The sequence below is a fragment of the Winogradskya humida genome (assembly GCF_016862215.1).
GTDB classification, from domain to species: Bacteria; Actinomycetota; Actinomycetes; order Mycobacteriales; family Micromonosporaceae; genus Actinoplanes; species Actinoplanes humidus.
This window is the reverse complement of the sequence record NZ_BOMN01000030.1, coordinates 1-26,896: the sequence shown is the minus strand read 5'-3', so window position 1 is coordinate 26,896 and position 26,896 is coordinate 1. Positions and strand designations below refer to the sequence as shown.

Sequence of the window (26,896 nt, the reverse complement as noted above, 5' to 3'; positions counted from 1 at the left end):
CTCAGCCCGGGAGAAGGTGGCGTGCCTGGTGCAGGGCGCGCCACTGGTCGCCGCCGCGCCAGCTGACCTGCTGGGCCAGGTAGCGGCGGAGTTTGGCCAGGTCTTCCGCGTTGTCCTTGGCCGCGGTGCCGGCGAGACAGGCGACCACGTCCTCGGCGTTGCCCGCTTCGCCGCGCAGGAACCAGCCGCGCAGGCCGACGGCGTGGGCCACCGAGACCGCCTCGGCCGTGCTCATCACCGACGAGAGGCGGTCCATGGAGTCGCCCCGAGCGGTCTCACCGGTCCGCAGTTCACGGAACGTCGTCACCAGTACCTCGAGCACATCGCGCCGTGGCTCGGCGGTGACCCCGGAGCGCCGCAGCAGCTTGGCGGCCTCCTCGGCGACGAGCGTCAACTCCGTGGTGAAGTCGGCGATCGGGAACACCGTCTCGAAGTTGAAGCGCCGCTTGAGCGCGGAACTCATGTCGTTGACCCCGCGGTCCCGGGTGTTCGCCGTGGCGATGATGTTGAAGCCGTCCCGGGCGAAGACCATCGACTCCGGCCCGGTCAGCTCGGGAATGGCCAGCACCCGGTCGGACAGCGGCGAGAGCAGGCAGTCCTGCACCTCGAGCGGGCACCGCGTGATCTCCTCGAACCGCACGGTGCGTCCCTCGGCCATCCCCCGCAGCAGCGGCGCCGGCACCAGGGACCGGGTCGACGGTCCGTCGGCGACCAGCAGCGCGTAGTTCCACGAGTAGCGGATCTGGTCCTCGGTCGTGGCCGCGCCGCCCTGGATGGTCAGCGTCGAGTCGCCGCTGACCGCCGCCGCGAGCAATTCGGAGAGCAGCGATTTCGCCGTGCCGGGCTCGCCGACCAGCATCAGCCCGCGGCTGGTGGCCAGGGTGATGAGCGCCCGGTCGATCAGCGACGGGTCGCCGACGAACTTGCGGCTCACGCCGAGCTTGTCGTCGCCGGTCACGAACCGCCGGGCGGCCTGGACGCTGAGCGCCCACCCCGGCGGCCGGGCCGCGGTGTCGGCCTCCCGCAACCGGGCCAGCTCGTCGGCGTAACGCCCCTCCGCGGAGGGGCGCTGCACCTGGTCGGCGCCCTCGGTGACCTCGACCACCTCGATGGCGGGGCGGGAACGGCCGGTCATTTCCCGCCCGCTTCCCGGTTGCCGGCAGCACACGCCGCGAAGAACGTGGCAGAGACCGTGCTGCGCAGGGCCGCCCGCGACAGCACGGGCTGGAGGGGTATGACCGGCCTCGTGGTGGAGCCGAAAGTGTTCAGCTCCGAACCGTGCATAGCCGTGGTCGGGCGGGGTGATTGCCAGGTGTTGGTGCTCATGCGGTGATCTCCGTCAGGTCGCGGATTACTTCGGAGATGGTGACGGCGTCGAGGCCGCCGAGGGGGAGGTGACCGTCGCCGCGGTTGCCCCAGCGGCTGCCGTTGGTGACGTCCCAGAGGAAGACCATGTCGAGTTTCTGCTCGGGGAAGATGTCCATGGCGCCGATGGCGATGCCCGGGTCGAGTTCGATGACGACCTCGCGCTTCGCGTCGACGGCGAGCTCGATGCGGCCCTGAATGCCGGCGTCCTGCGGTGTCTCGCGACGCCAGCCGCGGCGTTCGAGACCGATGACGCGGCCGGTCGGCACGGTGATGCCCTCGAAGCGGGTGAGCCGGCTGGTGGCCGCCTCCTCCGGGGTGAGCGCGAACGTCTGCCTGCTGAGCTGCGGGAACGGCTGCAGGATCTCGTAGTCGGCGAAGACCTCCACCCAGTCCGGCAGGCCGTCGGCGAGCTGAAGGGGGTGGGCGACCCCGACGATGGCGTCGTCGGGGAGCGTCGTCTCGTCGTCCTGAACGGTGGAGAAGGTGCGGTCCTCGGCGACCCGGACCGCGCCGGTCAGCGTGCCCGATTCGTCGTACAGCCCCCAGACCAGGCGGCGGACGATGTGCCAGACCAGCGGATGCTCGACGAACAGCTGGCGGAACTCGGCGCCCGTCCAGCGCCGCCCGGAGACCATCGCACGCTCCAGGCGGCGGATCTGATCGGCGGCGATGGTGCGCACGTCCTTCTTCAAAGCCGAAAACGTCTTGTACGCCGCAGGCGCGAGCTCGCCGTCGTCACGCGCCCCCGGTTTGGGCAGCGCCTTGAGCCGCTTGCCCGTGCTGTCCGCGACGTAGGGCCGCAGCTGCTCGTCGAAGCCGACGGTGAACTGCCGGGCGCCGTAGTCGAGGACCATGCTGCCGTCCGGTTCGAGACCGAGCTCGGGGACGAGGCGGTCGGCGAGCTGCTCGGCGCTCAATCCGAGCGCGGCGGCGACCTCGTCCATCTTCTGACCGGCCGAGGTCTTGAGGCCCTTGAACTTGGCTCGCTGGGCGATGCCGTGCAGGTGCATCAGCGCGACGTCGGAGCCGATCGCGGCCAGCACGTTGAGACCGATGACCGCCTTGGCGTGGCCACCCTCGCCGGGCCAGGTCAGGATCAGCGGGCTGAGCCGGCGCACGGTTTCGTCGTCGCCGAGCAGCCCCAGCACGTCGAGCACCCAGTTTTCCTTGGCGGCGGCGCCCGAGGTCTGCCACCGGCTGAACAGCCCCCACCCGAATTCGGCGAGGCTCTCGGGGTCGCAGGCCTGCTTGACGATCTCCAGCCCGGCATAGGGCTCATCGATCCGGGACATGGCCAGCACCATGATGACGTTGGCGACCGCCTCGGCGGGCAGGACGCCCGACCCGTCGCGCAGCTTCAGCGGCGGCAGCAGGCCAGGCACCGCCCAGGCCGGGACGGCGGGCAGCTTTGCCGGCAGCGCCGCGAGCGGGTCGGCGGCCAGCAGCGTGTCGATCGCAGCCGCGGCCTCGGGCCCGTAGGTCTGCGCCGCACCCCGGACGGTGTCGCCGTGCTCGTGCTGACGCAGGGCGAGCAGCGCATTCTCGGCTTGGCGCCGGGGAAGCCCGGGCTTGCCCAGCGCCACCGGGACGAGCGCCCGGGCGGCCTCGACGGGATGCCGCAGCAGCCAGGCGAGGGCAACGGGCCGGACTGTCTTCAGCCGTCCCAGCCAGTCGGCCATGAGCACCGCGATCTCAGGCGACGCATACGGCGCGAGCACCGGCGCAACGTCAGCAGGGGTGCGCCGGGCGAGGTCCATCGCGTTGGGCAGGGCCTCCAGCTCGAAGCGCGCGACGACGGGACGCATCCAACTGCCGGCCTGCCAGGTCTCGCGGGACCGCCACGTTGCGAGCACCGGCCGGGCGATCTCCTCGGGCGCCTCCACGAAGAACGTGGGCGGCTCGTTCCAAGCGGTCTGGTTGGTGGTGACCCGCTCCGCACGGCGCTTCCAGGTCTCGGTGCTGCGCTGGTAGCTGTGCCGGTGGAACGGGGTGTCGGCCCAGGCGTCACGCTCGCCGGCACTCCAGCTGATGGTGGCGGGATCGGTGCAGGCCAGGCCGGCGATCACCACAGGCTTGGTGGCCTTGCCCCGGTGCTGCCACGGTGGGTCGGCGAGCAGCGGCGGCACGGCGGAGAGCGGAGCGACCACGAGCGCGGCGGCATCCCCGACGATCGCCTCGATGCGCGCGGCCGCCGCCGGGGTGAGCTCGGCGAGGACCGGCTCCACGATCTCGGGGTGGGCGAGGACCTGGGCGCGCAGAAGATCGGCGACGGACCGCTTCGACGCGCCTTCGGCCAGCAGACGCAGGGCCCGAGCGGGGTAACGCTCGGCGGCGTCGAGCAGGGCGGGCGCGACGTATTTGCTGTCGACCCGATCGACCAGGCCACGCATGATGTCGTCGCCGGGCAGAGCGGCCAGCGCGGCGAGGAGCCGGCGTTGCGCGTCGGCGTCGGCCCACTCGTTGCCGAGCCAGTGGAACAGTGCCCCGGCGGCGTCGGTGCCGGCGCCGTCCAGCAGGGTGGTCAGCATCGCCAGCGTGGAGAAGATCATCGAGTCTCTGCTGACCTGGACCAGCGCATCCACCTGCGCGGCGGTCGAGGCCGCGGTCAGCAGCACCGAGCCGCGGTAGTCGTCAGCATCGGCCACCGCCGCGGCCACGTCCTCGTCGACCCACGCCAACTGCTCGGGCAGGACCAGGGAAGTGCCGGCCCGCGCATAGGCGTTGGCTCCGCGGTAGGGCGTGAGCGCCGCGACGACCTGCTCATATTCGGCCTCGGGGGCGGAGGCGAGCGCATGCCGGACCCGTAGCGCGATCATGACGGGCGCGTCCGAGTAGTAGGAGTGCCGGGTCTCGCCGGTGCGCATGTGGCGGACGCCATACTGCTCTTTGCCGTGGTGGTAACGCGGGCCGGGTGGGAGCGCGTCGTCCTGGACGATCAGGCTCATCAACTCGACGGCGGCCTCGGCGGCGAAGCGCAGGCCGTGCTCGGCGATCCAGACGTCGGCGAAGGCGATCAGGCGATCGCGATGCTGCCAGGCGCCCAGGCCCGTGGCCGCCGCCACGGCAGCGGCGCCGAGCGGGGTGGCGTCGGCGTGGCCCTCGAGCCAGGCCACCGCTTGCAAGGAGACCGCCATGTCGGTGGTGGGTGCCTGCAGGACCTTGGTCACCTGGCCCGGCGTGCGGGTCAGCTCCTCGTCGACCGCCTTGCGGGCCTTGGGGTCGGGCGTGAACCGGCCGACTCCGCTGCTGCCCCGGCGCGCAAAACGATGCCGGTGCCAGGCTTCCGGAAAGACGAACGTGTCCTCATCCCGCGCAACGGCAGGGGCGGGCGCCGGCGGGGAGACCGAGGCGGGTGCGGTGGTCGCGCTCGTTTCGGCGTACCCCTTGCGGAGTTTTTCGGCGATGAGTTTGGTCTCGTGGGCCGCGGCAGAGGCGGGGTCGTCAAAGGTCTTGACCTTGGTCTGGCCGGTCGTGCCGGACCGGCCCCACCGCACGGTGACCTCGGACCCGTCGAGGTCGATCTCCCAGAACTTCGCCGAGCTGCCCTCGACGAACTCAAAACTTCGCATGCGCCAACCTTCGTCCCGACAACGCTGACCGCACCGCTGCGACAAGGTGCATCGGCAGCAGTGCGGGAACGTTAGCGCTCCGGTACGACAGAAAACCGCCGTCAGCCGACGATCGTCCGGAAGTAACTCAGACAGGTGCTGTTGACCTTGCTGAACGGCACCCCGAAGGCCTGGCGTGCGGCGGTATCGTTGGTTTTGTGCTGCCGGAGGGCGGCGCTGACGAAGTTCATCGTCCTGGCCTCGCCATACTTGGTGGCCATGCAGTTCACGGCGAGATAGCCATATCCGTAGAGGCGAGCGGCATCGGCGCTGGTGGCGCCCTCCGTGAGCTGATCGACCCGGATGTCCTTCGGCACGGGCTTGCCGCGCAGCGCGGCGATCCGGCCATAGTTGACCTTGTTGCGGGGCAGGAGCCCGATGTAGTCGGCCACGCCCTCTTTCAGCCACTGGTTCAGGTCCAGGATCAGTTCGCCGGTCCGATCCGCGCCGTTCAGCGTCACCACGTGCCCGAACTCGTGCCGCAGCGCCTGCGCGAGCTGTCCCGCGTTGTCCATCGCGCTCATCTCGAGCACCACGTCGGTGCCGACCGTGCCGGTCGCGTGGGCGTACCCGACGGCATAGGTCTCCTTCTCGCCGCCGTACCAGGAGCCCCACTCCTTGTCGCCGGCGAGATACAAGTGGTACTTGCCGGGTTTGACGCCGGTATAGCGGGCGAATTTATCCGCTTCCGTCGCGGCCTTGTCAGCGGCGGCGACCACCTCGGGCAGGCGCCCACGCTCACTGGCCGGCGCGGCGACGACAACCCGGTCACCGGTGGCGAACGTCAGTTCGGTGTTCTGCCACGGCGGCTGGGTCTTGCCCGTCTGCTGCGACTCGACGATCTTGTAAGCGCCGTCACGCTTGTCGAGCATGAGCTTCTGGGTGACCGTCGCGAGCTCGAGATGAAGCGTGTCGTCGGCCGGGCTTGTCCGCGGACAGTCCAGCACGCCGAGACAGTACGAGACGGTGACGTTGGCCTGGATCTCGGAGGTGCCGAAATTCTCCAGCGGGTCGTAGTCGCTGAAGTAGCTCCAGCCGGTGACACCCAACGCCCGCATCGTGGCGTAAAGCCGCTGGTAGTAGCCCCGAAGCGCGGGCTGCGACGGGTCGACGGCGGCCATCCAGCCCGCTTCGTCACCGGCCACCAGAGCGGTCGACTGCGCGGCGAGCACCTTCCTGGCCTCCGGCCACGAGCCCAGCGTCGCCTGCTCGGTCGCCCAGGCCGCGACCTCGGCAGCCTCCTGATCGCCCCGCATGCCCGTGTACCACTTCTGGACCACCAGAGCACCGCCGCAGAGCACCAGGATCGCCGCCACACCGCCGGAAACCCACCACCACCTCGAACGCATACGGGAGTATCGCACCGCTCACCAGCGCACCGCTGTCCCTAACCTTCCCGGTGCCGGTAGTGATGGACGACCAGCGCGACGATGCAGGCGAGCGTGATCAGGCCGAAGCCCGCACCGATCAGGTGCGCACCCGCGCTGGAGAGCACGGTGTTGGCGACCGCGCTGACGATCAGGACCAGCCACAGAACAGGACGAGGATTCATGACCCCCACGCTACGAATCCGGTGCCGCTCGGGCGATCCAGCAGCCACATCGAGGTAAGTACAGCTAGCTGTACTGCCCCGGCTCCACGGGTGCCCTAGGGTCGCGGCATGTCCCGGCTTCGCTTCCTCGATCGCGTCCGGGCCGCGGTCGATGCCCTGGAGCATCTGGTTGGCGGTCTCGGCACCGCGGTGCTCGCCCTGGCCGCAGTCGTGTGGCTACTCGTCGTGGCCGCATCCTGCCTGGTGGTCGTCGGCCTGGTCTTCGCACCGACCACGTTGCGCATCGTCCGGTCCGTCGCCGACCGGGAGCGCGCACGCCTGTCCCGCTGGGGCCCCGAGATCATCGGCCCGGAACCGCTGCCCGCCGGCCTCAAGGACGCCCTCCGGGACGTCACGGTCCAACGCGAGCTCGGGTGGGTGGCCGCGCACGCCACCCTCGGTCTCGCCCTGGGGATCATCGGCCTGAGCCTTCCTCTGTACGCGGTCCAGGACGCAACTTTCCCGCTGTGGTTCTGGGCCGTCCCCGCCGACCAGGGCGGACCGGGAATCGTCAACTACCCCATCAACAACCTGGTCGACGCACTCGGCGTCGGCCTGATCGGCATCGGCTGGCTCGCCGTCTGCATCGGCGGCGGCCCGCTCCTGGCCAGGCTCCAGGCGGCTCCCGGCCGGGCCCTGCTCAAGCCGTCCGCCGACATCGACCTGTCCCTGCGGGTCGTCCAGCTCACCGCCACCCGGGCCGCCGCCCTCGACGCCCACGCAGTCGAACTGCGAAGAATCGAAAGATCCCTCCACGACGGTACGCAGAACCGCCTGGTCGCCGTGAACGTGCTGCTCGGCGCAGCCCGCCGAGCCCTGACCCGAGACCCGGCAACGGCCGACGAGATCCTCGCCCGAGCCCAGGACGCCGCCGAACAGGCCCTCTCCGAGCTGCGTACGGTCGTCCGCGGCATCCTCCCCCCGGTGCTGGCCGACCGCGGTTTGGAAGGCGCCCTCACCGGCCTGGCCGGCAGCTGCGCCGTCCCCTGCCACCTCGACGTGAACGTCCCGGGCCGCTGCGCGGTCTCGGTGGAAGCCACCGCGTACTTCGTCGTGGCCGAAGCCCTCACCAACGTCACCAAACACAGTGGAGCGACAGCGGCCACGGTCACGGTCCGCCGCGACCACGACCGCCTGATACTTGAAATGGACGACAACGGCCACGGCGGCGCGGACGAAACCAAGGGCTCGGGACTCGGCGGTATCCGCCGCCGCGTCGAAGCCTGCGACGGCACCCTCACCCTGACCAGCCCACCCGGCGGTCCGACATCAATGCACGTGGAGCTCCCATGCGGATCGTGATCGCGGAAGACGACCCCTTACTGCGCGAAGGCCTGGCCCTGCTCCTGCGCGCCGAATCCCTCGACGTCGCCGCCACCACCGACGGCCCAGCAACATTCCTGGAAGCCATCGACCTGCACAAACCCGACGTAGCAATCGTCGACGTCCGCATGCCCCCCACCCACACCGACGAGGGCATCATCGCCGCCGTCGAAGCCCGCCGCCGCCAGCCCGGCCTGGCGGTGCTGGTCCTCTCGGCGTACGTGGAACAGGCCTTCGCCACCGACCTGCTGGCCGGCGGAGCAGCCGGCCTGGGCTACCTGCTCAAGGAACGCGTTGGCCGCGTCGAGCAGTTCCTCGAGGCCCTGCACCGGGTCGCAGACGGAGGCACCGCCATCGACCCCGAGGTCGTGGGCCAACTCCTGACCCGCACCCGCCCCGACAGCGGCCTCGAAAGACTGAGCCCCCGCGAGCGCGACGTCCTCACCCTCATGGCCGAGGGCCTGGGAAACACAGCGATCGCCGAACGCCTCTTCGTCACCGAAGGCGCCGTCCACAAACACATCCGCAGCATCTTCTCCAAGCTCGACTTATCTCCCGACGACCGCGCCGACCGGAGAGTCACCGCCGTCCTCCGTTACCTGGAGGACATCCAGCGCCGCGGCTGAACTTTGCACTGATGAACGGTCAAACACGATCTTCTGGTGCCAGCGGGCCGCTCCTGCTGGAAGAAGAGGAGATCGCGGTGCCCAAGCCCCACCAGGACCCCGACACGGCCAGTTTGGTGACGCTCACCAACATCGGACTGGTGGGTGTGCCGCTGGCGTACACCACGTCGAAGTCCATCGTGATCACGCTGCTCGCTGTCGCTCTGGCCATCATCTCGGTGGTCACCTACACGGTGGTGCGGCGACACCACTGAAAAATGTTCGGGCGGGCTTTGCACACCAGAGCCCGCTCGAACGACTTCATAGCGACAAAGGCTGCGGAGAGCCGGTCTGAGAACTGCGGGACACCTTGTTCCCGGCCCTCAGCCCGGTTGTCCGGGGCCTTTGCCCCTCGCACCCAGCCGCCCTGATCGGGCGGCGCCCCAACCCAGGGAGATCGAAATGCAAGCGAGACAAACACGGCTTCCTCATCCACCGCCGCGGTGGAGAAGCAGAGCGACAGGAGTTCCCCCCGATGTTCGACAACGCGAAAGCGATCACGAGCACCCTCGGCCAGGAGCGCGACGAGTTCGTACGGGATGACTTCCTTCCGGTCGTGTGGTCGTTGGTGGCCCAGGGCGCCTCGGTAGAGGAAGCGACCGACGCGACCCAGCAGGCGATGATCGTTGCGTGCCAGAAGTGGCCGCACCCTTCGCCGCATGCCTTCGTGCGACTCGTCGCGAAGCGGGTCTTCATCGACGCCACCCGCAAGGCCCGCACGGCCCGCAAGCTGCACGAGCGGCTCTCCTCGCTGTACGACCGCACGCCGGCACCCGCTGCGGACACCAAAGCCATCTTCGATGCCGAGACGACCTATGTGCACGGCTTGCTGGCCCAGCTCCCGAAGAGGCAGCGCGAGGTCATGGTCCACACGATGGAGGGCCTCTCCGCCGAGGAGATCGCCGACCTGACCGGCCAGAACTTCGCCACCGTGCGCTCGAACCTGCGCCACGCCCGCATCAAGCTGAAGCACCTCATCCGCATCAGAAAGGAGTGACCATGGACCACGACGAGATGCCGGAGCTCGACGAACTGCTCGCCAGAACGCGTGTGTCCGCACTCGCGTCCCTAACCGAGCACATTGACGTCGAGCATCACCTGGAGATCATTCGCCGTGCCTGCACGGCCGACCAGGACGAGAAAGCCGCCGCGCCGACAACGACGCCGCCATAGCCGAGCACACGCTGGTGTGGGATCCGGCTGATGGCCGGGTCCCCGGCCAGACGGGTAGTGCCTGCTGTACCAAGCTTCCGCCCGCAGGCTGCATAGCTCGGAATCGATCCGCTCAATAGCGTTTGACCTGTGAAAACAGAAGCCGTACGCATAGAGCGCCTCACCCGGATCTACGAAACCGGCGGCCAGACAGTCACCGCGCTCGCCGGCGTGGATCTCGCCTTCGACCGTGGCACGTTCACCGCGGTGATGGGCCCCTCCGGTTCCGGGAAGAGCACCCTTCTCCAAGCCGCCGCCGGCCTGGACCGCCCCACCGAGGGCCAGGTCTGGGTGGGCGACGTCGAGCTGTCCAAATTGTCCGAGACGAAGTTGACGAAGCTCCGCCGCGACCGGATCGGCTTTGTGTTCCAGGCGTTCAACCTGATCGGCGCGCTGACCGTCGAGGAGAACATCCTGTTGCCGCTGCGTCTGGCCGGGGTGCAGCCCGACCGTGCCTGGCTGGCCGAGGTCATCGAGCGGGTGGGTCTGGGCGAGCGGTTGCGGCACCGGCCGGCGGCGTTGTCGGGGGGTCAGCAGCAGCGGGTGGCGATCGCCCGCGCGCTGGCCACGCGCCCTGATGTCATTTTCTGTGATGAGCCGACCGGTGCTCTCGACACCCAGACCGCGGCGGATGTGCTGGCGCTGCTGCGCTCAGTTGTCGACGATCACGCGCAGACAGTGGTGATGGTGACCCACGATCCAGTCGCCGCTTCGTACGCCGACCGCGTCGTGGTCCTGGCCGACGGCCGGATCCGCCAGGACATGCCGCAGCCCGGAGCCGAGCGGATCGCCGAGCAGCTCGCGGCGCTCGGCCGGCGTACCCGTGTCGCGCAGGAGGCCTGAGTCCGATGGTGAAGCTTGCCGTGAAGAATCTCCGCGCGGGTAGCGTGATCGCCACCCTGGTCGCGCTCGCCGCCGGTGTCATGATCCTGATGAGCATGGGCACCCTGGTCGAGTCCGGGCTCCGCTACCACCCCGAGCCCCATAAGTACGCCCACGCCGATGTCGTCGTCGCCCACCAGAACATCACGTTCACCAGCAAGGACTTCGACGGCGAGACCACGTCGGAAACGCTCCCGCTGCCTGAGGGCGGCCGGCTCCCCGCGGACCTGGCCGGCAAGATCCGCGGGGTTCCCGGGGTGACGGCGGTCGAGGAGGAGCCGGACGCCATCGCGGTGACCGGCGCGGGCATCGTGGAGCCGGTTCGGCGTCTGGCGAAAGAGGCCGGAGTCGAGGCGTACACGGGAAATGATCGTGGCTTGTTGGAGCAGCCGGAGGGTGCCGCGACCCGCAGCCTGCTGATCCAGATCGGTGGCTCGTTCGGTGGTTATGTCGTTCTGCTGATCATCTTCGTGGTCGCCGGCACCGTCGGGCTCTCCGTGCGGCATCGCCGTCGTGACCTGGCGCTGCTTCGCGCTGTTGCCGCCACTCCGGGTCAGGTCCGGCGCATGATCGTGGCGGAGTCGGCGCTGCTGGGCGTGGTCGCGTCGGTGCTCGGCGTTCCCGCCGGGGTGTTCGCGACCGGCTGGGTGCACGATCAACTGGCCGCCCGGGGCTTCCTTCCCAGCAGCTTCCCGATGTCGCACGGCGTAGTCGCCGCCGCGGCCGCCGTGGGTCTGACGGTGCTCGTCGCGGTGTGCGCCGCCCTGATCGCCGCCCGCCGGGTGACCGCGATCCGGCCGGCCGAGGCGCTCGGCGAGATCTCCATCGAGCCTGCGCGCAGCGGCAAGGTCCGGCTGGTGTTCGGGTTGCTGACGCTGGCCGGTGCCGTGACCGCCAGTACGTTCGCCGTCAGCGGCAGCGGGGAGGCCGCGCTGACCGGGGCGCTCGGGATGCTCTACCTGTTCGTGCTCGCGGTGGCCCTGCTCGCGCCGTGGATCAACGCTTTCGCCGCCCGTCTGCTCACCCCGGTGCTGCGCGCCACGTTCGGGACCAGCGGATATCTCGCCGCGGCAAACCTGCGGGCGAACTCGAAGGGCATGGCCACCGTACTGACCGCACTGGTCCTGTCGGTCGGGTTCGGTGGCTCGGTCTGGTTCCTGCAGAACAACCTCGAGCGCGGCGCGGCCCATGATCGGGCCGAGGGCGTGCTTGCCGACTTCGCGATGGTCGCGCCGGGTGGCCTGCCGCCGGCCGCTGCCGAGCAGACCGCCGCAATTCCGGGGGTACGCGCGGTGACCGCGATCCGCCGTACCGCCGTCCTCGTGAAGGTCTTCGACGGCGCTGAGCAGGTCGAGGCCCAGGCGATCGACCCGCGGTCCGCGTCCGGAACGCTTGATCTGGGCGTACGGGAGGGAAGTCTGCAAGATCTGACCAGCACCTCGATCGCGGTGTCCCGGATGCGCGCCGGCACGCAGAACTGGAAGATCGGCGACGAGGTCGGGCTGTGGCTGGGCGACGGGACGCCGATCACCGTACGCGTAGCAGCCATCTACGACCGCGGCCTGGGCTTCGGCGACGTGACCCTGAACCGCGAGACCGTCGCCGGCCACACCCGCACCGGCCGCGACGATCAGCTCCTGATCAGCACGGACGACGGCAGTTCCCTCGCTCCCGCCGCGGCCCGCTACCCCGGCAGCAGCATCGTCAGCGCGGCCGGCCTGAACGGCAAGCTCGCGAAGGATCTGGCCCTCGGCGCCTGGCTGAACCGCCTGCTCATCGGCGTCATGGTCGGCTACGCCGCGCTCGCCGCCGCCAACACCATGATCATGGCGGCCCTGGCCCGGCGTCGCGAGTTGTCCCTGCTACGCCTGGTCGGCGTCACCCGGCGCCAGATCAAGAACATGGTCCACGCCGAGCAGGCCGGTCTGCTGGGTGTCGCCCTGGTCGTCGGCGTGGCGATCGCGGGAGCGACCCTCACCGCCGTGGTCCACTCGCTGACCGGCGACCCGGTCCCGTACATTCCGCCGCTGGGCTGGGTAACGGTGCTGGGCGGGGCGACGCTACTCGCGCTGGTGGCCACGATCCTGCCGATCGGCCGCCTCCTGAGGGTCTCCCCGCTCGAGCACCTCGGCACCAAGGAATGAGCGGCACGACCCCCCATGATCCCCTGTGGAGCATGGGGGGTCGGAACGGGTCGTTCGGTCAGCTCACCAGCACGCTACGGACAATTCAGCTCACGGCCGAGCGAAATCGCTGTTCATCGGTCATTTGGCCGTGCCACGCTCAAGTCGTGACAAGCTTTCCGACACCCGCACCCAGGGTGTTCACTCAGGACCAGACCGACGCCGGATGGCGTTCGATGTCTCTGCTCGCCCGCTTCGTTCAGCGCGGCGGGCACCCCGCTCCGGTAACCCCGACCGTGCCGCTGCACCCCGGGGAGAAGCAGTACGGATCCTTCCTCGTCGACGTGCTGACGTACCTCTCCGAGGGTGTCTTCACCGACAACGGCCTGCTCTGGAGCGGCACCGGCAACGGCTGGCAGTCCCGGGGCCGGGTGCCGGCGACGATCACCAGCGAGCGGTTGGTCGTCGACGAGGCGCAGTACTTCTTCCGTGACCTCGTCATGGTCCAGCCCAACCCGCTCGACTGGTCGGTGAACCTCTACTTCCAGGGACACCCGCCGCTCATGCTGCACAGCCCGTGGGTGCCGTGGATGACCGTCGTGATGTGCGCCGAGCTCTACGGTTCGCCGTGGCCGCCCGGGCACGTTTCGGGCTCGGAGATCCCGATCACGGCCATGTGTGAAAACACGCAATAGCGCGGGCGGTGGTGATCCTGCACGCTGGGCCTTGTGCATGACTATGACCTGATAGTGCTGGGATCCGGCCCGAGCGGGCAGAAGGCCGCGATCGCTGCGGCAAAGCTAGGTAAACGCGTCGGGATCGTCGAGCGGCGCGACTCGATCGGCGGGGTCTGCATCAACACGGGCACGGTGCCCTCCAAGACCCTGCGGGAGGCCGTGCTCTATCTGACCGGCCTCAGTCAACGCGATCTGTACGGCAGCAGCTACCGCGTCAAGGACGAGATCACCGTCTCCGACCTGGCAGCGCGCACCCAGCACGTGATCAGCCGCCAGACCGACGTCATCCGCAACCAGCTGGCCCGCAACCGGGTAGTCATGATCACCGGCACCGGCCGCTTCGCCGACGCCCACTCGATCTGGGTCGACGGCGGCGACGGCGGCGGCCGGGACACCAAGATCACCGCCGACAAGTTCATCATCGCCGCGGGCACCCGCCCCGCCCGCCCGGACAGCGTCGACTTCGACGACCGCACCATCGTCGACTCCGACGGCGTCATCAACCTCGAAGCCGTCCCCCGCAGCATGGTCGTGGTCGGCGCCGGCGTCATCGGCATGGAGTACGCCTCCATGTTCGCCGCCCTGGGCACCAAGGTCACCGTGGTCGAACGCCGCGAGAAGATGCTCGACTTCTGCGACGAAGAGATCATCGAGTCCCTCAAATACCACCTACGGGACCTGTCGGTGACGTTCCGCTTCGGCGAGGAGGTCGCCGCCGTCGAACGCCACCAGACCGCCGCCCTCTGCATCCTCAAGAGCGGCAAGAAGATCGTCGCCGACACGGTCATGTATTCCGCCGGCCGCCAGGGCCAGACCGACGACCTCGCCCTGGAAGCAGCCGGCCTCACCGCCGACCGTCGGGGCCGCATCGAAGTCGACAGCAACTACCGCACGGCAGTCGAGAACATCTACGCGGTAGGCGACGTCATCGGCTTCCCCGCCCTCGCCTCCACCTCCATGGAACAGGGCCGCCTGGCCGCCCACCACGCCTGCGGCGAACCCACCCGCACCATGGGCGCCCTGCAACCGATCGGCATCTACACGATCCCCGAAATCAGCTACGTCGGCGCCACCGAGGACGACCTGACCGAAAACGCCACCCCCTTCGAGGTCGGCATAGCCCGCTACCGAGAACTGGCCCGAGGCCAGATCGTCGGCGACTCGTACGGCATGCTCAAACTCCTCGTCTCCCCCGAAACCGGCAAACTCCTCGGCGTCCACGTCTTCGGCACCGGAGCAACCGAAATCGTCCACATCGGCCAGGCCGTCATGGGCTGCGGCGGCACAGTCGACTACCTGGTCGACGCCGTCTTCAACTACCCCACCCTGTCCGAGGCCTACAAGGTCGCCGCCCTCGACGCCTCCAACAAAATCCGAAACATCACCCGCATCGACGGCTAGCGTTCACCTGGATCGACGAGGGTCGCTGCCATGCGTAGAACTCTCGCGATCGCCGCTGCCGGCTTGATCCTGCTCAGCGGCAGTCCCGCCCATGCGAGCACCCAAGAACGCCAGGTCACCGCAAGTGCCGAGACGCCCGCCCTATTCGACGACGAGGCGGGCGGCGATGCCGACGCGGATGACCCCGCGATCTGGGTGCACCCGTGGGACCGCACCCGCAGCCGGGTGATCGGCACTGCCAAGAACGGCGGGCTGCGGGTCTACGACCTGGCCGGGCGGGAGGTGCAGGCAATCCCCGCCGGCGTGGACGGCAGGTTCAACAACGTCGACATCACGAACGGCAACCTCGTAGTTGTCACCGATCGTGGCCGCGACCAGCTGCGGTTCTACCGGATCGACCCGGTCACCGCGCTGCTCACCGATGTCACCGTGGACTCTCCGCCGCTGCTGTTCTCGGCGAACCAGGACGAGGTGGCGCAGCAGGCGACGGGGTACGGGCTGGCCGCGTACGGAAATCTGCTCGTAGTGAGCCGGCGGCACACCACCCACCTGGGCTTTTTCGAGGTTGTCACCCGCGGCGGCAGGATCTCCTACCGCAAGCGGGAGACCCTGGACCTGCCGTCGGCTTTCACCCTGCGCAACGGCACCTCCTGGACCCCGTGCGAAGACCCGGGCGAGGCCCCGCAGGTCGAGGGCATGGTCATCGACCCCAAAACCAACGCCCTGTACGCAAGCCAGGAAGACGTCGCCCTCTGGCGCATCGACCTCCGCACCAAACACCGCACCGCAGTCGAGTACGTAACCGAATTCGGCGCCCCCTACAACGCCGACTGCATCCCCACCGGCCCAGGAGAAGGCGGCCGCATCCACGCCGACGTCGAGGGCGCCACCATCTACGGCGACTACCTGCTCGCCTCGAGCCAGGGCGACAGCCGCTTCTTCGTCTACGACCGTCGCACCAACAAGCCCCTGACCAGCTTCACCGTCACCGACGCAGAAAACGGAATCGACGGCGTCCAGCACTCCGACGGCGCCGCGGCAACCTCAACCCCGCTCCCGGGCTACCCACACGGCCTCCTGGTCCTGCACGACGGCGAGAACACCCCGAACGAGGGCCGTACCAGCACCAACTTCAAATTCATCGACTGGCGCCGGCTAGGTTCTGCCACGAACAAATCGTGAAGGCCGCGGTCACTCGGCTTCAGCAGGCTCCCGGTCCGGGGTAAGGACGATCAGGGCGACGCCCAGGGCGATCACCACGGTTCCGGCGATCGTCCGGGCGTCGAGCTCCTCACCCAGCAGCCACCACCCGAGCAACACGGCAACGACCGGGTTCACAAACGCGTAGGTGCCGACGATCCGCGCCGCAACATGATCCAACAGCCACGTGTACGCCGTGTACGCGATCAAACTTCCAAAAACCACCAGGTACCCGAGTGCCACCAAAGACCGCCCAGTGACCTCAACCCGCCCGAACTCCCCGAAGATCGCGCCCAGCACACCGAGCAGAACTCCCGCACTGACCATCTCCACCGCGCTGGCCATCAGGGCATGCGAAGGCCGCGCAGCATGCATCCCGTAAACCGAGCCGAGCCCCCAGCACATGGCCCCACCCAACGCGACAGCGATCGCCACCGCATCGGAAGCACCTGAGGGCCGCACCAGAATCGCCACCCCGGCAACCCCGAGAACGAGCCCCGCCCCCACCACCACCCGGATCCGCTCATGGTCCACGACCCGCCGCCCGATCACGATCCACAGTGGGATCGTGGCCAGGAACAACGCGGTGGTCCCCGACGGCAGGGTCTGCTCGGCCCAGCAGGCACCCCCGGTGCCCGCGGCCGGCAGCAGCAGCCCTTGGATCGCCCCGGACCGCCACTCACGCCGTGACGGCATGGCCCACCGCCGATACAGGCAGTACGCGAACAGCACCAACCCCGCGACCAGGAACCGGACAGCGTTGAGGGTCAGCGGAGGCAGCCCCTCCAGCCCCACCTTCAGCGCCAGATAGGTCGATCCCCACACCACGTACACGATGAGCAGCGGTCCGACGAACGTCATACGAGAACACTTGCTCCACCCCGGCTGGCACATCTGCCATGCACCCGGCAGTTAGTGCCAAACTGGGGAATGCTGACCGACGTCGCCGTGGTCGTGGCCGAGCCGGTGCCCGCGTTCGAGCTGGGCATCGTCAGCGAGATCTTCGGTCTCCCCCGCATCGACCCGTCGTTACCCCGATACAGGTACGCCGTCTGCGCCGAAACCCGCACCGAGATGCGCACGTCAACGGGCTTCACCGTGATCCCGACCGACGACCTGACCCGCTTGCGCACCGCCGACCTGATCATCGTCACCGGTGCGTCCCCGCCCGTCCCGGACCCGGCTCCGAAGACGCTGGCCGCCCTGCGCGAGGCGGCCGATCGCGGCGCCACCGTGGCCGCCGTCTGCACCGGCGCGTTCGTGGTGGCGGCGGCCGGCCTGCTCGATGGGCGAAAGGCGACCACCCACTGGGCGTACGCGAAGGACCTGGCCCGGCGCGGCATCACGATCGACCCGGACAGCATCTACGTCCTCGACGGCCCGATCGCGACCAGCGCCGGCGCGTCCGCCGCGATCGACCTCTGCCTGCACCTGATCCGCCGCGAGCACGGCGCCGACATCGCCAACCGCGTCGCCCGCGAGCTGGTGGTCCCCGCGCACCGCAGCGGCGGTCAGGCCCAGTTCTCCCGGATGCCCGTCGCGGACAGCAACCGACCCGGCACCGACGGCCTGGCCACCCTGCTGGACTGGGCTGCCGACCACCTCGCGGACGACCTGTCGGTGCAGGCCCTCGCCCAGCGAGCCGCCATGTCCACCCGCACCTTCATCCGCCGTTTCACCGACGCGACCGGCGCCACCCCCGCGGCCTGGGTCCGTGAGCAACGCGTCCGCCGCGCCGAGCAGCTCCTGGAACGCGACAACACGACCGTCGCCGCGATCGCGCGCCGCACCGGTTTCGGCAGCCCCGACACCTTGCGGCGACAATTCCGGCGAGTCCGGGGCATCAGTCCCGAGGCCTACCGCGCAGCGTTCCACCAGGCACCATGAACGAAGAAGCGCCCATGGCGGCGAGAAATCCGTCCACCGACGCCGACCAGGGGAACTGTTCCGCTCGCGCCCGGGCCGCCTCGCGCCGCGATGGACGTTCGAGCAGCGTCTGAACGGCCCGCGCCATCGAGCGCCCGTCACTGGCGGCCAACCCCGCATCCCCGATCACCTCGGGAAGCGCACTCGCGGAATTGACCACAGCGGGCGTACCACTGGCCAGAGCTTCCAACGCACCCAGCCCGAACGTCTCGATCGGCCCAGGAGCAACAGCGACGTCAGCCGTGGCAAGCAGATCGGCAAGCTCATCCCGATCACGCAAATGCCCGAGGAACCGCACTGGCAACCCCAGCGAGGCCGCCTCAGCCTGCAAAACGGACCGCAAAGGCCCACCCCCGGCCACCACCAAAACAGCTGGAACCCCCTTTGCCCGCAACGCAGCCAAAGTCTGAACAGACAACTGCGGCCGTTTCTCCGCCGACAACCTCCCGCAATGCACGAGCAGGACATCCCCGGGGGCCGCCCACCGCTGCCGCAGCGCCGGGTCGTGCCGTCCCGGCGAGAAAACCTCAAGGTCCACTCCGAGGGGTACGCGCACCACGTCGCGAACCCCCACCCGCTCGAACTCCGCAGCAGCCCACCCCGTGGTAGCCACAATCCGATCGAACGACGCCGCACTACGCGCATTGAGCCGATCAGCGACCCACCGCGACCGCCCACCCCCGAAGATCCGCAGCAACCCGTCCAGACTCTCGTGCGACACCATCATGGACGGCACCCCGCACCCCCGAGCCCACCGCCCGACCCACCGCAACGTGCTCCGATCGGAGACCTCAAGATGGTCCGGCCGCAGCCCCCGCAGCGTGTCCATGACCCGGGCCCGATCAAGCAGCACCCGATACCCACCCATCCGCGGCACCTCAGGCCCCGGCAGCGTGATGACCAGCCCCTGCTCGGTCTCCACCTCGCTGTACCGAGCCCCCGGATAAACAAGCACGGCCTCATGCCCAGCCCGCTGATACCCGATCCCCAACTCCCGCAACGCCGTCCGCAACCCCCCGGACCGCTCGGTAATGAAGTTCGCCAACCTGACAATCCTCATGCGGCCACCAGATTCCTCGTCATCGCGGCCTCGTAATGGCCGATCAACTCGTCGCCGACGGCGGCCCAGGTGCGGCCCTCGATGGCGACGCGCCCGGCGGCACCGAAGAGCGCCCGTCGTTCCGGATCCGCGACCAGCCCGGCAACCGCGGCCGTGAAGCCCGCAGCCCGGAACGGCGGGACAAGATGCCCGGTCCGCCCCTCCTGCACGAGATCAAGCGGCCCACCCGCAGCCGGCGCGACCACCGGCAACCCGCTAGCCATGGCCTCCTGGATCGCCTGCCCGAACGTCTCATACGGCCCGGTGTGCGCAAAGACATCCAGGCTCGCGTAGATCCGGGCCAACTGCTCCCCGTGCCGCGCCCCCAGAAACACAGCACCCGGCAAAGCCCGTCGCAACGTAGCGGCATGGGGACCATCACCCACCACCACCAGCCGTACGCCCGGAATGCGCGAAGTCTCCGCCAGCAACTCGACCTGCTTCTCCACCGCGAGCCGCCCCACGAACCCGACCAGTGTCTCTCCGTTCGGAGCCAGCGCGCGCCGGATCCCCGCATTGCGCTTGCGTGGATGGAACCGCACGTCGTCGACGCCGCGTCGCCACAGATGCACCCGCCGCACGCCGTGCGTGTCGAGCGCGGCGACAGACTCCGTCGAGGGCGCCAGCGTGCGGAACGCCGAGTTGTGCACGGTCCGGATCCACGCCCACGCGGCGGCTTCCGTCATGCCGACCTTGTAGGCACGCGCGTACGCCGCGACATCGGTCTGATAGACGGCGACCGACGGCAGCTTCAGCGACCGGGCAGCGGCCGCACCCCATGCCCCGAGCACGAACGGGCTCGCGAGATGCACAACGTCGGTGCCGTGCGCACGCAGTGCGGAGCTCAGCGCGGGCGTCGGCAGCCCGAGCCGGATCTGGGGGTAACCGGGCATCGGCAGCGAGGGGATACGCACCACCGGCCAGGGCAGCTGGGGCGTAGGTCCGGTCGAGGCACGCGGGGCCACCACCATCGGTTCATGGCCACGCTGCGCGAGGTGTTCGGCCGCCCTCAGCACTGAGTGGGCGACCCCGTTGACGTCCGGCAGGAAGGACTCCGTCACCAGGGCGATTCGCATGGGCTGAGAATGATCGGCGGTCCGCTCCCGGCAGAGAACGAGTTCGTGTCCGGAAAGGGAACTCACGGCGACAAGAACGCTGTTCGCTCCCTCTTCGCCTGATGTCTCCTCGGTGTTGCCCATGACCAGGCAAAAGTGATCTTCGTGGATCGACGTAACCTACTCCGCGCGGCCGTTGCCGCCCCCCTCGTAGCCGCGGCCGTGCCCGCCCTCCCGGCAACCGAAGCGGCCGCCAAAGACAAGGCCAAGGCCAAGACCAAGGCAGAAGACAGCCGTTTCGCACTCGCCGTGCTGCCGGACACGCAGTACCTCTTCGACGCGGACAGCGCCGACCCGGCACCCCTGCGCGAGACCTTCCGCTATCTCACCGAGGAACGCGACGTCGCGTTCATGACGCACCTCGGCGACGTCACCGAGCACGGCACCGACGCCGAGATCAAGCTCGCCAGCGAGACGTTCCGGCGCATCGACGGCAAGCTCCCGTACAGCGTGCTCGCCGGCAACCACGACGTGAACGGCAGCACCGACGACCAGCGGGGCTCCACGGCGTACCTGAAGGCTTTCGGTCCGGCCCGTTTCGCCAAGATGCCGACGTACGCGGGCTCCTCAGCCGACGGTTACAACAGCGCGCACGTGCTCGAAGCCGGCAACCGTAAGTGGCTCATCCTGGCCCTCGACTGGCGCATCTCCGACGCCGGGCTGGCCTGGGCCGACGGTGTCCTCAAGAAGTACCCGAAGCTCCCCGCGATCGTGACCACCCACGACCTCGCCTACTCCGACGACGCGGGCAACGCCTCGCTCTCCGGCAACGGCCAGCGGCTCTGGGACAAGCTCATCAAGAGCCACGACCAGATCTTCCTCACGCTCAACGGCCACTACTGGCCGCCCGGGCGCACGGTGCTCAAGAACGACGCCGGCCATGACGTCCATGTGCACATCACGAACTACCAGGACCGCTACTACGGCGGCGCCGCGATGATCCGGCTCTACAACTTCGACCTCGCGCGCAATGTGATCGACGTCGAGACGTTCTCGCCGTGGTTCCTCAGCAAGCGCGACGACACGCGTACCCCGCTGGAGAAGGAAACCCTCGAGCTCACCGGCCCCACCGACCGGTTCAGCCTCGCGATCGACTTCGACGAGCGGTTCGCGGGTTTCGCCCCGCCGGTGCTGCCCCCGGCCCGGCCGGCCTCGGCGGTCGTCAGCCGTGACACGGTCGCCTACTGGCGGTTCGACGGCTCCGGCCAGGCGGTCACCGACGGCTCCAAAGTGCGGGACCTGAGCGGTCACAACAACGATCTCTTTGTACGCCGCCTGGCGAACAGCGGTCAGGACGTGCTCGCTGTCTCGGCGGAACACCACGACGCACAGCCCGCCCACGCCAGTCTCCACTTCGACGGCGGGAAGAACCCGGACCACGGAGCAATTCTGCGTACGTCCGAAGCCGCCCCCTTGAACAGTATGAAGTTCCTCGGCGGCTACACGATCGAGGTCTTCCTGAAGCTGCCCGAGCCGTTCGAGGGCGACCATGCCTGGATGGGAATCTTCAGCTGGGAAGGCCGGATGGGTGACGCCGGCAAGACCAACGGCTACGACCCGAACGAGCCGACGTGCAGCCTCAACCTGTCGTCGGAACGCTTCCTGCAGTACGTCGTCTACCCGTCGGTCGAGGACGCCAGCCCGACCTCGTGGAGCCACGCCCTGCCCACCGGCCGCTGGATGCACGTCGCCGTCGTCAACAACGGCAGCCGCACGATCGTCTACGTGGACGGCTCGAAGATCGCCCGCAACCCCGCCCAGCCGTCCCACGGCATCGCCACCCTCGGCCTGCCGTTCGTGCTCGGCGCCACCTCGTACAACCTCGGCTACAGCCAGGGCTTCTACGGCTGGATGGGCGACGTACGCATCACAAACCGGGCATTGACCCCCGGACAGTTCCTGATCGGCTGACGATTCCGAAGTCGTAGTGTCAGGGGTATGTCGACGTTCACCACCAACGACGGAGTGACCCTGCACTACACCGACGAGGGCGGTGGCCCGGTGATCGTGCTGATCCCCGGGTTCACCGCCTCCGTCGACAGCTGGGAGTTGCAGCGCCTGGCCCTGGTCAAGGACGGCTACCGGGTGCTGGCGCTCGACCGGCGCGGGCACGGCGACTCCGAGACCCCCGCGTGGGGCTGGCGGCTGTCCCGGCACGGCAAGGACCTGCACGACTTCCTCGACGCCCTCGACCTGCAGCGCGTCGTGCTCGTCGGCGGTTCGATGGGCGCCAGCACGATCTGGGCCTACTACGACCTGTTCGGCGCCGACCGGCTCGCCGGCATCGTCACCGTCGACCAGACCCCGCGCCTGATCAACGAGGCCGGGTGGGAGCACGGCTTCTACGGGCTGACCGCTGACAACGCCGGCACCTTCTTCGCCGACGGCGTACCCCTCACCGGTAAGGGCCTGTCCTTCGAGACGACCGCCGAGCGACTTCCCAGGCTCGTCGAGGCGCTGGGCCGCCCGCCCAAGAACGCCGACTGGCGACCGATGGCGGCGCTGCTGCAGGACCACGCCAACCAGGACTGGCGCGACGTGATCGCCCGCATCTCGGTGCCGTCGCTGTTCCTCGCCGGCCACGACAGCCAGCTCTGGCCCTGGGCCCACGCCACCGACGCCGCCGCCCTCAACGACCTGGCTGAGGCCCTGATCCTCGAGGACTGCGGTCACGCCATGAACATCGACCAGGCCGACGAGGTCAGCCAGGCGATCAGTACGTTCGCGAGCGCGCTGTGACAACCAATCCGCTCGCCGCGGCCCTGCCCGGCCTGGACTTCGTCACCGACACCGACGTGCTCGACTCGCTCAGCCACGACGACGCCGAATGGGCGCCGGTCGGCAAGGCCCTCGCGGCGGTCCGCCCCCGCAGCACGGCAGAGGTCCAGGCGGTCGTCGCCGAGTGCGCGACCAGGGGCATCCCGGTGGTCACCCGAGGCGCGGGAACCGGGCTCTCCGGCGGCGCGAACGCGGTCGACGGCTGCCTGGTCCTCGACCTGTCGAAGATGAACCGCATCCTCGAGATCGACCCCGACAACATGATCGCCGTCGTGCAGCCCGGCGTCGTCAACAACGACCTCAAGGCCGCGGTCGCCGAGCACGGCCTCTGGTATCCGCCCGACCCTGCGAGTGCCCCCTGGTCGACGATCGGCGGCAACGCGTCGACCAACGCCGGCGGTCTCTGCTGCCTCAAGTACGGCGTGACCCGCGACTATGTGCTCGGCCTCGAAGCCGTGGTCGGTGGCCCGGCCGGCGCTTACGGCACCGCGGTCCGGCTCGGTCACCGGACCACCAAGGGCGTCGCCGGCTACGACATGGTCGGGCTGTTCGTCGGCTCGGAAGGCACCCTCGGCGTCCTGACCGAGATCACGCTGCGGCTGCGTCCGGCAAGGGCGGAGTCTCCGCGTACGGTGGTCGGCGCCTTCGGCAGCATCGTGGCCGCGGGCAACGCGGTGGCCGCGACCACCCGCCTCGGTCTGCTCCCCACCGCGCTGGAGTTGCTGGACAAAGCGTGCCTCAAGGCGGTCGAGGAGTGGAAACACCTCGGCCTGTCAGCGACCGCGGAGGCGCTGCTGCTGGCTCAGATCGACACTCCCGGCAAAGCAGGCGACGACGAGGCAGCAGCGCTCGCCCAGTGTTTCCGCGACGCCGGAGCCGAATGGGCGGAGCAGTCCACCGACGAGTTCGAGGCAGAGGCCCTGTTCTCGGCCCGCCGCCTCGCCTACCCCGCCCTCGAACGACTCGGCCCGGTCCTCACCGAGGACATCTGCGTGCCCCGCTCAGCCGTGCCCCGGATGCTCGCCGCCATCGAGGACATCGCCTCCCGCCACCAGGTCGCCATCGCGACCATCGCTCACGCGGGCGACGGCAACCTGCACCCCTTGATCCGTACGCCCGCAGGTGACGACGCCGCCCACACCGCGGCCCAGGCAGCATTCGAGGAGATGCTGACCGCCGCGATCGACATGGGCGGCACCGTCACCGGCGAACACGGCGTCGGCCTGCTCAAACGCGCCGGCCTGCGCCAGGAGCAGGAGCCCGGCGTCCTCGCCATGCAGCAGGCGCTCAAGCAGACCCTCGACCCCCTGAACCTCTTCAACCCCGGCAAGGTCCTCGGCGACCCCGCTGCCTAGGCCCCGACAGCCCCCATCGCCCGATCGAGGATCTTGCCGAGCTCCTGCTCGTGATCGCTCGATGTCCACGCGATCAGCGTCGCCTCGACACAACCCAGCGCGGCAGCGATCACGGCACCGGCGGCGGGATCAGAGGCGTCCTCCGGGTCAATCCCGAGCCGTCGCGCGATCTCGGGCCGCAGCAACTCCTGCCACCGCCCGTTCTTCTCCCGATGGCTCGCGGCCAGCACCGGCGTCGTCACGACGAGCCGGGTAAGACGCCGCACCCGCTCGTCATGCGCGGCGTACTGCTCGATGAGCGGATCGAGCGCGCGCCGCATCGCAACCCACGCCGTCTCCCCCTCGGGCCGGGCAACGAGCGCCTCGAGCAGCCGCTCCCCGGCATCGGCCGACGCCCCGAACAGGGCAGCCTCCTTCGACGGGAAGTAGCGGAAGAACGTGCTGCGCGAGATCTCGGCGGCCGCGCAGATGTCCTCCACCGTCGTCTCCTCGTAGCCTCGCTCGAGCACCAGATCCATGACGATGTCGGCCACCTGGGCCTGCATCGCCTGACGCGCCCGGGCCCGCGCACCACCCCCGCTGCGGTTCATGGTCATGACCTCACGGTACTACAACCCTAAAGTGGTACCGTGTCTCACGAACGAAACCCAGTACCGATTGAGGAGTACGCCATGAAGGTCATCGTCATCACCGGCGCGAGCGACGGCATCGGCGCGGCCGCAGCGCGCAGACTCCATCGGGACGGCCACACCGTTGTGGTCGTCGGCCGCTCACCCGAAAAGACCCGCGCGGTCGCCACGGAGCTCGGCGTCGACAGCTACGTCGCGGACTTCACCCGCCTGGACGACGTCACCCGGCTGGCAGCAGAGCTCAAGTCCGCCTATCCCCGCATCGACGTGCTGGCCAACAATGCGGGCGGCGTCTTCGGCGGCAAGCCGAAAACCGTCGACGGCTTCGAGATGACGTTCCAGATCAACCACCTCGCGCCATACCTGCTGACCCGCCTGCTCCTCGACACGCTCATCGCATCGCGCGCATCGGTGCTGCAGACCTCGAGCACCGTCCGCTTCTCCGGCACGATCGACCTGGACGACCTCGACAACGACAAGAACTTCGAAGCATCCCGCGCGTACGGAGCGGCGAAGTTGGAGAACATCCTCTTCACCACCGAACTCCACCGCCGCTACCACGCTCTGGGTCTCTCGGCTGCGTCGTTCTACCCCGGCAACGTCGCCACGAACTTCGGCTCGGACACCACGAACCCGATCATCCGCCTGGTCGTGGCCATCGGCAGCAACCCGATCGGCCGGCGCATCCTGCTCCGCACCCCTGACCAGGGCGCCGAACAGATCGTGTGGCTCTCCGAGGGGACGCCGGGACGCGACTGGCAGTCCGGCGCGTACTACTACAAGAGCAAGGTCGCCAAGCCGGCCAACAAGCAGGCATTCGACGCCGATCTCGCCCGCGGCCTGTGGGACCGCTCGGAGGAACTCCTCGGCGACCGCTTGAAGCCCTAGCTCCGTCCCACGGACAGATCGGAAACACCCGCGGTGGCGTCCACATCGAATCGGTCCTTCGCCGTATCCCACCCGGCCGGGGTGAACACCGATCCGCCGGGTACGCCGTTCCGCGTCTGCCCGTCGATCGTCACGTCAGCCGCCCCATTACGAGCAGCGACCCGCACCGGCGCGTTCCCACCGAGATGCACGAGGAGCCGCCCGGCGCCCCCGCTCATCGTCACGCTCTGAGTCCCGGAAGCCGCAGGCAGAAACACCTCCGCCCGGCTGGTCCCCGCCGTGAGCTCAACATCGCCCCCAGCCCCACCGGTCAGATCCACAGCCTCGTCACTGGCCCCACCCGACAACCGCACCTGCCACCGAACATCCGTGGCCAGCACAACGTTCACGATCGCGGGCCCACCAACCCCGCTGTCCCGCAACCCGGCCACCACGGTGTTCCCGTCAACGGACACCGCCGGAACAACCCGGGACTCAGCCGGCGTGGAAACGCTGAACAGATCCCCACCGAGATCACCGACGCTCACCCGCACCACATCGGACCCGTTGATCAGCTGGAACACAGCAGGCGAAGCCGCATACCCCGAGCCGCCCCGAACCTCATGATCGGGCTGGCTAGGCTCCCCCTGCCCCACCCCGGGCAACCCCAGCCCCGACCCACTCCCCGGCCAGGTCGGCACCGGCGTAGCACCCTCACGCCCGGGCGCCACGTATCCCGGCTGATGATCGGGATTCCAGTCCCGTCCCCCATCATCCACCGCAGAACACCCCGCAACCGCCAGCACCGCAGCCACCGAGCCGACCCTGAGCACCCGGACAATCATGCCCACCTATTACCCGATGCCCCGACCCGCTACACAGCCCCCACGCGAGCCCGAGCACCAGACGCAAAAAGGCCGGCCCCGATACGCCGGGTCCGGCCTCAACAACCACGCTGAACTATAACCACGCTGAAACGCAGAATGGCCCACCCCTGAAAGGGGTGGGCCATTCATC

At 69.1% G+C, this 26,896-nt stretch carries 25 protein-coding genes; 15 read left to right on the top strand and 10 right to left on the bottom strand.

All coding sequences use genetic code 11. The features are described from left to right. Position 1: 1 nt before the first annotated feature. The 5 genes from Ahu01nite_RS12955 to Ahu01nite_RS12935 all read right to left on the bottom strand — a co-directional run bounded on the left by Ahu01nite_RS12955 (position 2) and on the right by Ahu01nite_RS12935 (position 6,528). Positions 2 to 1,135, bottom strand: a complete 1,134-nt coding sequence (locus tag Ahu01nite_RS12955; protein WP_203836734.1) for an ATP-binding protein — start codon at positions 1,133 to 1,135, stop codon at positions 2 to 4. Next, complete coding sequence (locus Ahu01nite_RS12950) at positions 1,132 to 1,326, bottom strand: hypothetical protein (protein WP_203836733.1); 195 nt, start codon at positions 1,324 to 1,326, stop codon at positions 1,132 to 1,134. The genes Ahu01nite_RS12955 and Ahu01nite_RS12950 overlap by 4 nt, the downstream gene beginning before the upstream one ends. Continuing rightward, positions 1,323 to 4,937 (bottom strand): DUF4132 domain-containing protein, encoded by a 3,615-nt coding sequence (locus Ahu01nite_RS12945; RefSeq protein WP_203836732.1) that lies wholly within the window; start codon positions 4,935 to 4,937, stop codon positions 1,323 to 1,325. Before Ahu01nite_RS12945 ends, Ahu01nite_RS12950 begins: the two co-directional genes overlap by 4 nt. Before the next feature lie 101 nt (positions 4,938 to 5,038). Continuing rightward, positions 5,039 to 6,325, bottom strand: a complete 1,287-nt coding sequence (locus tag Ahu01nite_RS12940) for a gluzincin family metallopeptidase (RefSeq protein ID WP_203836731.1) — start codon at positions 6,323 to 6,325, stop codon at positions 5,039 to 5,041. Between the two features lie 38 nt (positions 6,326 to 6,363). After that, positions 6,364 to 6,528 (bottom strand): hypothetical protein, encoded by a 165-nt coding sequence (locus Ahu01nite_RS12935; protein ID WP_203836790.1) that lies wholly within the window; start codon positions 6,526 to 6,528, stop codon positions 6,364 to 6,366. Between the two features lie 108 nt (positions 6,529 to 6,636). Here Ahu01nite_RS12935 and Ahu01nite_RS12930 point away from each other — a divergent pair, with 108 nt between their 5' ends. The 10 genes from Ahu01nite_RS12930 (at position 6,637) to Ahu01nite_RS12885 (ending at position 16,092) form a co-directional block, all read left to right on the top strand. Further along, complete coding sequence (locus Ahu01nite_RS12930) at positions 6,637 to 7,869, top strand: sensor histidine kinase (RefSeq protein ID WP_203836730.1); 1,233 nt, start codon at positions 6,637 to 6,639, stop codon at positions 7,867 to 7,869. Next, a complete protein-coding gene (locus Ahu01nite_RS12925) occupies positions 7,857 to 8,516 on the top strand; it encodes a response regulator transcription factor (RefSeq protein WP_203836729.1) in 660 nt (219 codons plus the stop codon). The genes Ahu01nite_RS12930 and Ahu01nite_RS12925 overlap by 13 nt, the downstream gene beginning before the upstream one ends. Before the next feature lie 11 nt (positions 8,517 to 8,527). Continuing rightward, entirely contained in the window at positions 8,528 to 8,770 is a 243-nt protein-coding gene (locus tag Ahu01nite_RS12920) for a hypothetical protein (protein WP_203836728.1), read from the top strand. A gap of 260 nt (positions 8,771 to 9,030) precedes the next feature. Beyond that, the gene (locus Ahu01nite_RS12915) at positions 9,031 to 9,552 is read left to right on the top strand and encodes an RNA polymerase sigma factor (RefSeq protein WP_203836727.1); all 522 of its coding nucleotides are present in this window, start codon (positions 9,031 to 9,033) and stop codon (positions 9,550 to 9,552) included. 2 nt (positions 9,553 to 9,554) lie between these two features. Then, a complete protein-coding gene (locus Ahu01nite_RS12910; protein WP_203836726.1) occupies positions 9,555 to 9,728 on the top strand; it encodes a hypothetical protein in 174 nt (57 codons plus the stop codon). 129 nt (positions 9,729 to 9,857) lie between these two features. Then, positions 9,858 to 10,610: an ABC transporter ATP-binding protein gene (locus Ahu01nite_RS12905; RefSeq protein ID WP_203836725.1), complete on the top strand. Its 753-nt coding sequence runs from the start codon at positions 9,858 to 9,860 to the stop codon at positions 10,608 to 10,610. Positions 10,611 to 10,630: 20 nt separating this feature from the next. After that, positions 10,631 to 12,793 carry an FtsX-like permease family protein gene (locus Ahu01nite_RS12900; RefSeq protein ID WP_307794522.1) on the top strand — a complete coding sequence of 721 codons (2,163 nt, stop codon included), beginning with the start codon at positions 10,631 to 10,633 and terminating at the stop codon, positions 12,791 to 12,793. Positions 12,794 to 12,939: 146 nt separating this feature from the next. After that, positions 12,940 to 13,467, top strand: coding sequence for a hypothetical protein (locus Ahu01nite_RS12895; RefSeq protein ID WP_203836723.1), 528 nt, complete (start codon positions 12,940 to 12,942; stop codon positions 13,465 to 13,467). Between the two features lie 33 nt (positions 13,468 to 13,500). Then, a complete protein-coding gene (gene sthA / locus Ahu01nite_RS12890; protein ID WP_203836722.1) occupies positions 13,501 to 14,910 on the top strand; it encodes a Si-specific NAD(P)(+) transhydrogenase in 1,410 nt (469 codons plus the stop codon). Positions 14,911 to 14,940: 30 nt separating this feature from the next. Further along, positions 14,941 to 16,092 carry a phytase gene (locus tag Ahu01nite_RS12885; RefSeq protein WP_203836721.1) on the top strand — a complete coding sequence of 384 codons (1,152 nt, stop codon included), beginning with the start codon at positions 14,941 to 14,943 and terminating at the stop codon, positions 16,090 to 16,092. Between the two features lie 9 nt (positions 16,093 to 16,101). Here Ahu01nite_RS12885 and Ahu01nite_RS12880 read toward each other — a convergent pair whose 3' ends face one another. Then, positions 16,102 to 16,971 carry an EamA family transporter gene (locus Ahu01nite_RS12880; protein WP_203836720.1) on the bottom strand — a complete coding sequence of 290 codons (870 nt, stop codon included), beginning with the start codon at positions 16,969 to 16,971 and terminating at the stop codon, positions 16,102 to 16,104. A 69-nt stretch (positions 16,972 to 17,040) separates the two neighbouring features. On the opposite strand from Ahu01nite_RS12880, the gene Ahu01nite_RS12875 reads away from it, so the two are divergent. After that, positions 17,041 to 17,997, top strand: a complete 957-nt coding sequence (locus tag Ahu01nite_RS12875) for a GlxA family transcriptional regulator (RefSeq protein WP_203836719.1) — start codon at positions 17,041 to 17,043, stop codon at positions 17,995 to 17,997. Here the strand turns inward: Ahu01nite_RS12875 and Ahu01nite_RS12870 are convergent. Beyond that, the gene (locus Ahu01nite_RS12870) at positions 17,954 to 19,096 is read right to left on the bottom strand and encodes a glycosyltransferase (protein WP_203836718.1); all 1,143 of its coding nucleotides are present in this window, start codon (positions 19,094 to 19,096) and stop codon (positions 17,954 to 17,956) included. The two genes, Ahu01nite_RS12875 and Ahu01nite_RS12870, sit on opposite strands and share 44 nt — an antisense overlap. Beyond that, the gene (locus Ahu01nite_RS12865; protein WP_203836717.1) at positions 19,093 to 20,211 is read right to left on the bottom strand and encodes a glycosyltransferase family 4 protein; all 1,119 of its coding nucleotides are present in this window, start codon (positions 20,209 to 20,211) and stop codon (positions 19,093 to 19,095) included. Before Ahu01nite_RS12865 ends, Ahu01nite_RS12870 begins: the two co-directional genes overlap by 4 nt. 144 nt (positions 20,212 to 20,355) lie before the next feature. Here Ahu01nite_RS12865 and Ahu01nite_RS12860 point away from each other — a divergent pair, with 144 nt between their 5' ends. From Ahu01nite_RS12860 to Ahu01nite_RS12850, 3 genes are read left to right on the top strand one after another with little or no spacing between them, the layout of a single operon-like run. After that, a complete protein-coding gene (locus Ahu01nite_RS12860; RefSeq protein WP_203836716.1) occupies positions 20,356 to 22,161 on the top strand; it encodes a laminin G domain-containing metallophosphoesterase family protein in 1,806 nt (601 codons plus the stop codon). 27 nt (positions 22,162 to 22,188) lie between these two features. Beyond that, a complete protein-coding gene (locus tag Ahu01nite_RS12855) occupies positions 22,189 to 22,989 on the top strand; it encodes an alpha/beta fold hydrolase (RefSeq protein ID WP_203836715.1) in 801 nt (266 codons plus the stop codon). After that, the gene (locus Ahu01nite_RS12850) at positions 22,986 to 24,383 is read left to right on the top strand and encodes an FAD-binding oxidoreductase (protein WP_203836714.1); all 1,398 of its coding nucleotides are present in this window, start codon (positions 22,986 to 22,988) and stop codon (positions 24,381 to 24,383) included. Before Ahu01nite_RS12855 ends, Ahu01nite_RS12850 begins: the two co-directional genes overlap by 4 nt. On the opposite strand, the gene Ahu01nite_RS12845 is transcribed toward Ahu01nite_RS12850, so the two are convergent. Next, positions 24,380 to 24,979, bottom strand: coding sequence for a TetR family transcriptional regulator (locus Ahu01nite_RS12845; RefSeq protein WP_203836713.1), 600 nt, complete (start codon positions 24,977 to 24,979; stop codon positions 24,380 to 24,382). The genes Ahu01nite_RS12850 and Ahu01nite_RS12845 overlap by 4 nt on opposite strands. Before the next feature lie 75 nt (positions 24,980 to 25,054). On the opposite strand from Ahu01nite_RS12845, the gene Ahu01nite_RS12840 reads away from it, so the two are divergent. Beyond that, a complete protein-coding gene (locus tag Ahu01nite_RS12840) occupies positions 25,055 to 25,900 on the top strand; it encodes an SDR family NAD(P)-dependent oxidoreductase (protein WP_203836712.1) in 846 nt (281 codons plus the stop codon). Here the strand turns inward: Ahu01nite_RS12840 and Ahu01nite_RS12835 are convergent. After that, complete coding sequence (locus Ahu01nite_RS12835) at positions 25,897 to 26,427, bottom strand: hypothetical protein (RefSeq protein ID WP_203836711.1); 531 nt, start codon at positions 26,425 to 26,427, stop codon at positions 25,897 to 25,899. The two genes, Ahu01nite_RS12840 and Ahu01nite_RS12835, sit on opposite strands and share 4 nt — an antisense overlap. Between the last annotated feature and the right edge of the window lie 469 nt (positions 26,428 to 26,896).

Coding starts and splice junctions, on each gene's coding strand:
- Ahu01nite_RS12955 (WP_203836734.1), bottom strand. CDS start 1,135: ATGACCGGCCGTTCCCGCCCCGCCATCGAGGTGGTCGAGGTCACCGAG.
- Ahu01nite_RS12950 (WP_203836733.1), bottom strand. CDS start 1,326: ATGAGCACCAACACCTGGCAATCACCCCGCCCGACCACGGCTATGCAC.
- Ahu01nite_RS12945 (WP_203836732.1), bottom strand. CDS start 4,937: ATGCGAAGTTTTGAGTTCGTCGAGGGCAGCTCGGCGAAGTTCTGGGAG.
- Ahu01nite_RS12940 (WP_203836731.1), bottom strand. CDS start 6,325: ATGCGTTCGAGGTGGTGGTGGGTTTCCGGCGGTGTGGCGGCGATCCTG.
- Ahu01nite_RS12935 (WP_203836790.1), bottom strand. CDS start 6,528: ATGAATCCTCGTCCTGTTCTGTGGCTGGTCCTGATCGTCAGCGCGGTC.
- Ahu01nite_RS12930 (WP_203836730.1), top strand. CDS start 6,637: ATGTCCCGGCTTCGCTTCCTCGATCGCGTCCGGGCCGCGGTCGATGCC.
- Ahu01nite_RS12925 (WP_203836729.1), top strand. CDS start 7,857: ATGCGGATCGTGATCGCGGAAGACGACCCCTTACTGCGCGAAGGCCTG.
- Ahu01nite_RS12920 (WP_203836728.1), top strand. CDS start 8,528: ATGAACGGTCAAACACGATCTTCTGGTGCCAGCGGGCCGCTCCTGCTG.
- Ahu01nite_RS12915 (WP_203836727.1), top strand. CDS start 9,031: ATGTTCGACAACGCGAAAGCGATCACGAGCACCCTCGGCCAGGAGCGC.
- Ahu01nite_RS12910 (WP_203836726.1), top strand. CDS start 9,555: ATGGACCACGACGAGATGCCGGAGCTCGACGAACTGCTCGCCAGAACG.
- Ahu01nite_RS12885 (WP_203836721.1), top strand. CDS start 14,941: ATGCGTAGAACTCTCGCGATCGCCGCTGCCGGCTTGATCCTGCTCAGC.
- Ahu01nite_RS12880 (WP_203836720.1), bottom strand. CDS start 16,971: ATGACGTTCGTCGGACCGCTGCTCATCGTGTACGTGGTGTGGGGATCG.
- Ahu01nite_RS12875 (WP_203836719.1), top strand. CDS start 17,041: ATGCTGACCGACGTCGCCGTGGTCGTGGCCGAGCCGGTGCCCGCGTTC.
- Ahu01nite_RS12870 (WP_203836718.1), bottom strand. CDS start 19,096: ATGAGGATTGTCAGGTTGGCGAACTTCATTACCGAGCGGTCCGGGGGG.
- Ahu01nite_RS12865 (WP_203836717.1), bottom strand. CDS start 20,211: ATGCGAATCGCCCTGGTGACGGAGTCCTTCCTGCCGGACGTCAACGGG.
- Ahu01nite_RS12855 (WP_203836715.1), top strand. CDS start 22,189: ATGTCGACGTTCACCACCAACGACGGAGTGACCCTGCACTACACCGAC.
- Ahu01nite_RS12845 (WP_203836713.1), bottom strand. CDS start 24,979: ATGACCATGAACCGCAGCGGGGGTGGTGCGCGGGCCCGGGCGCGTCAG.
- Ahu01nite_RS12840 (WP_203836712.1), top strand. CDS start 25,055: ATGAAGGTCATCGTCATCACCGGCGCGAGCGACGGCATCGGCGCGGCC.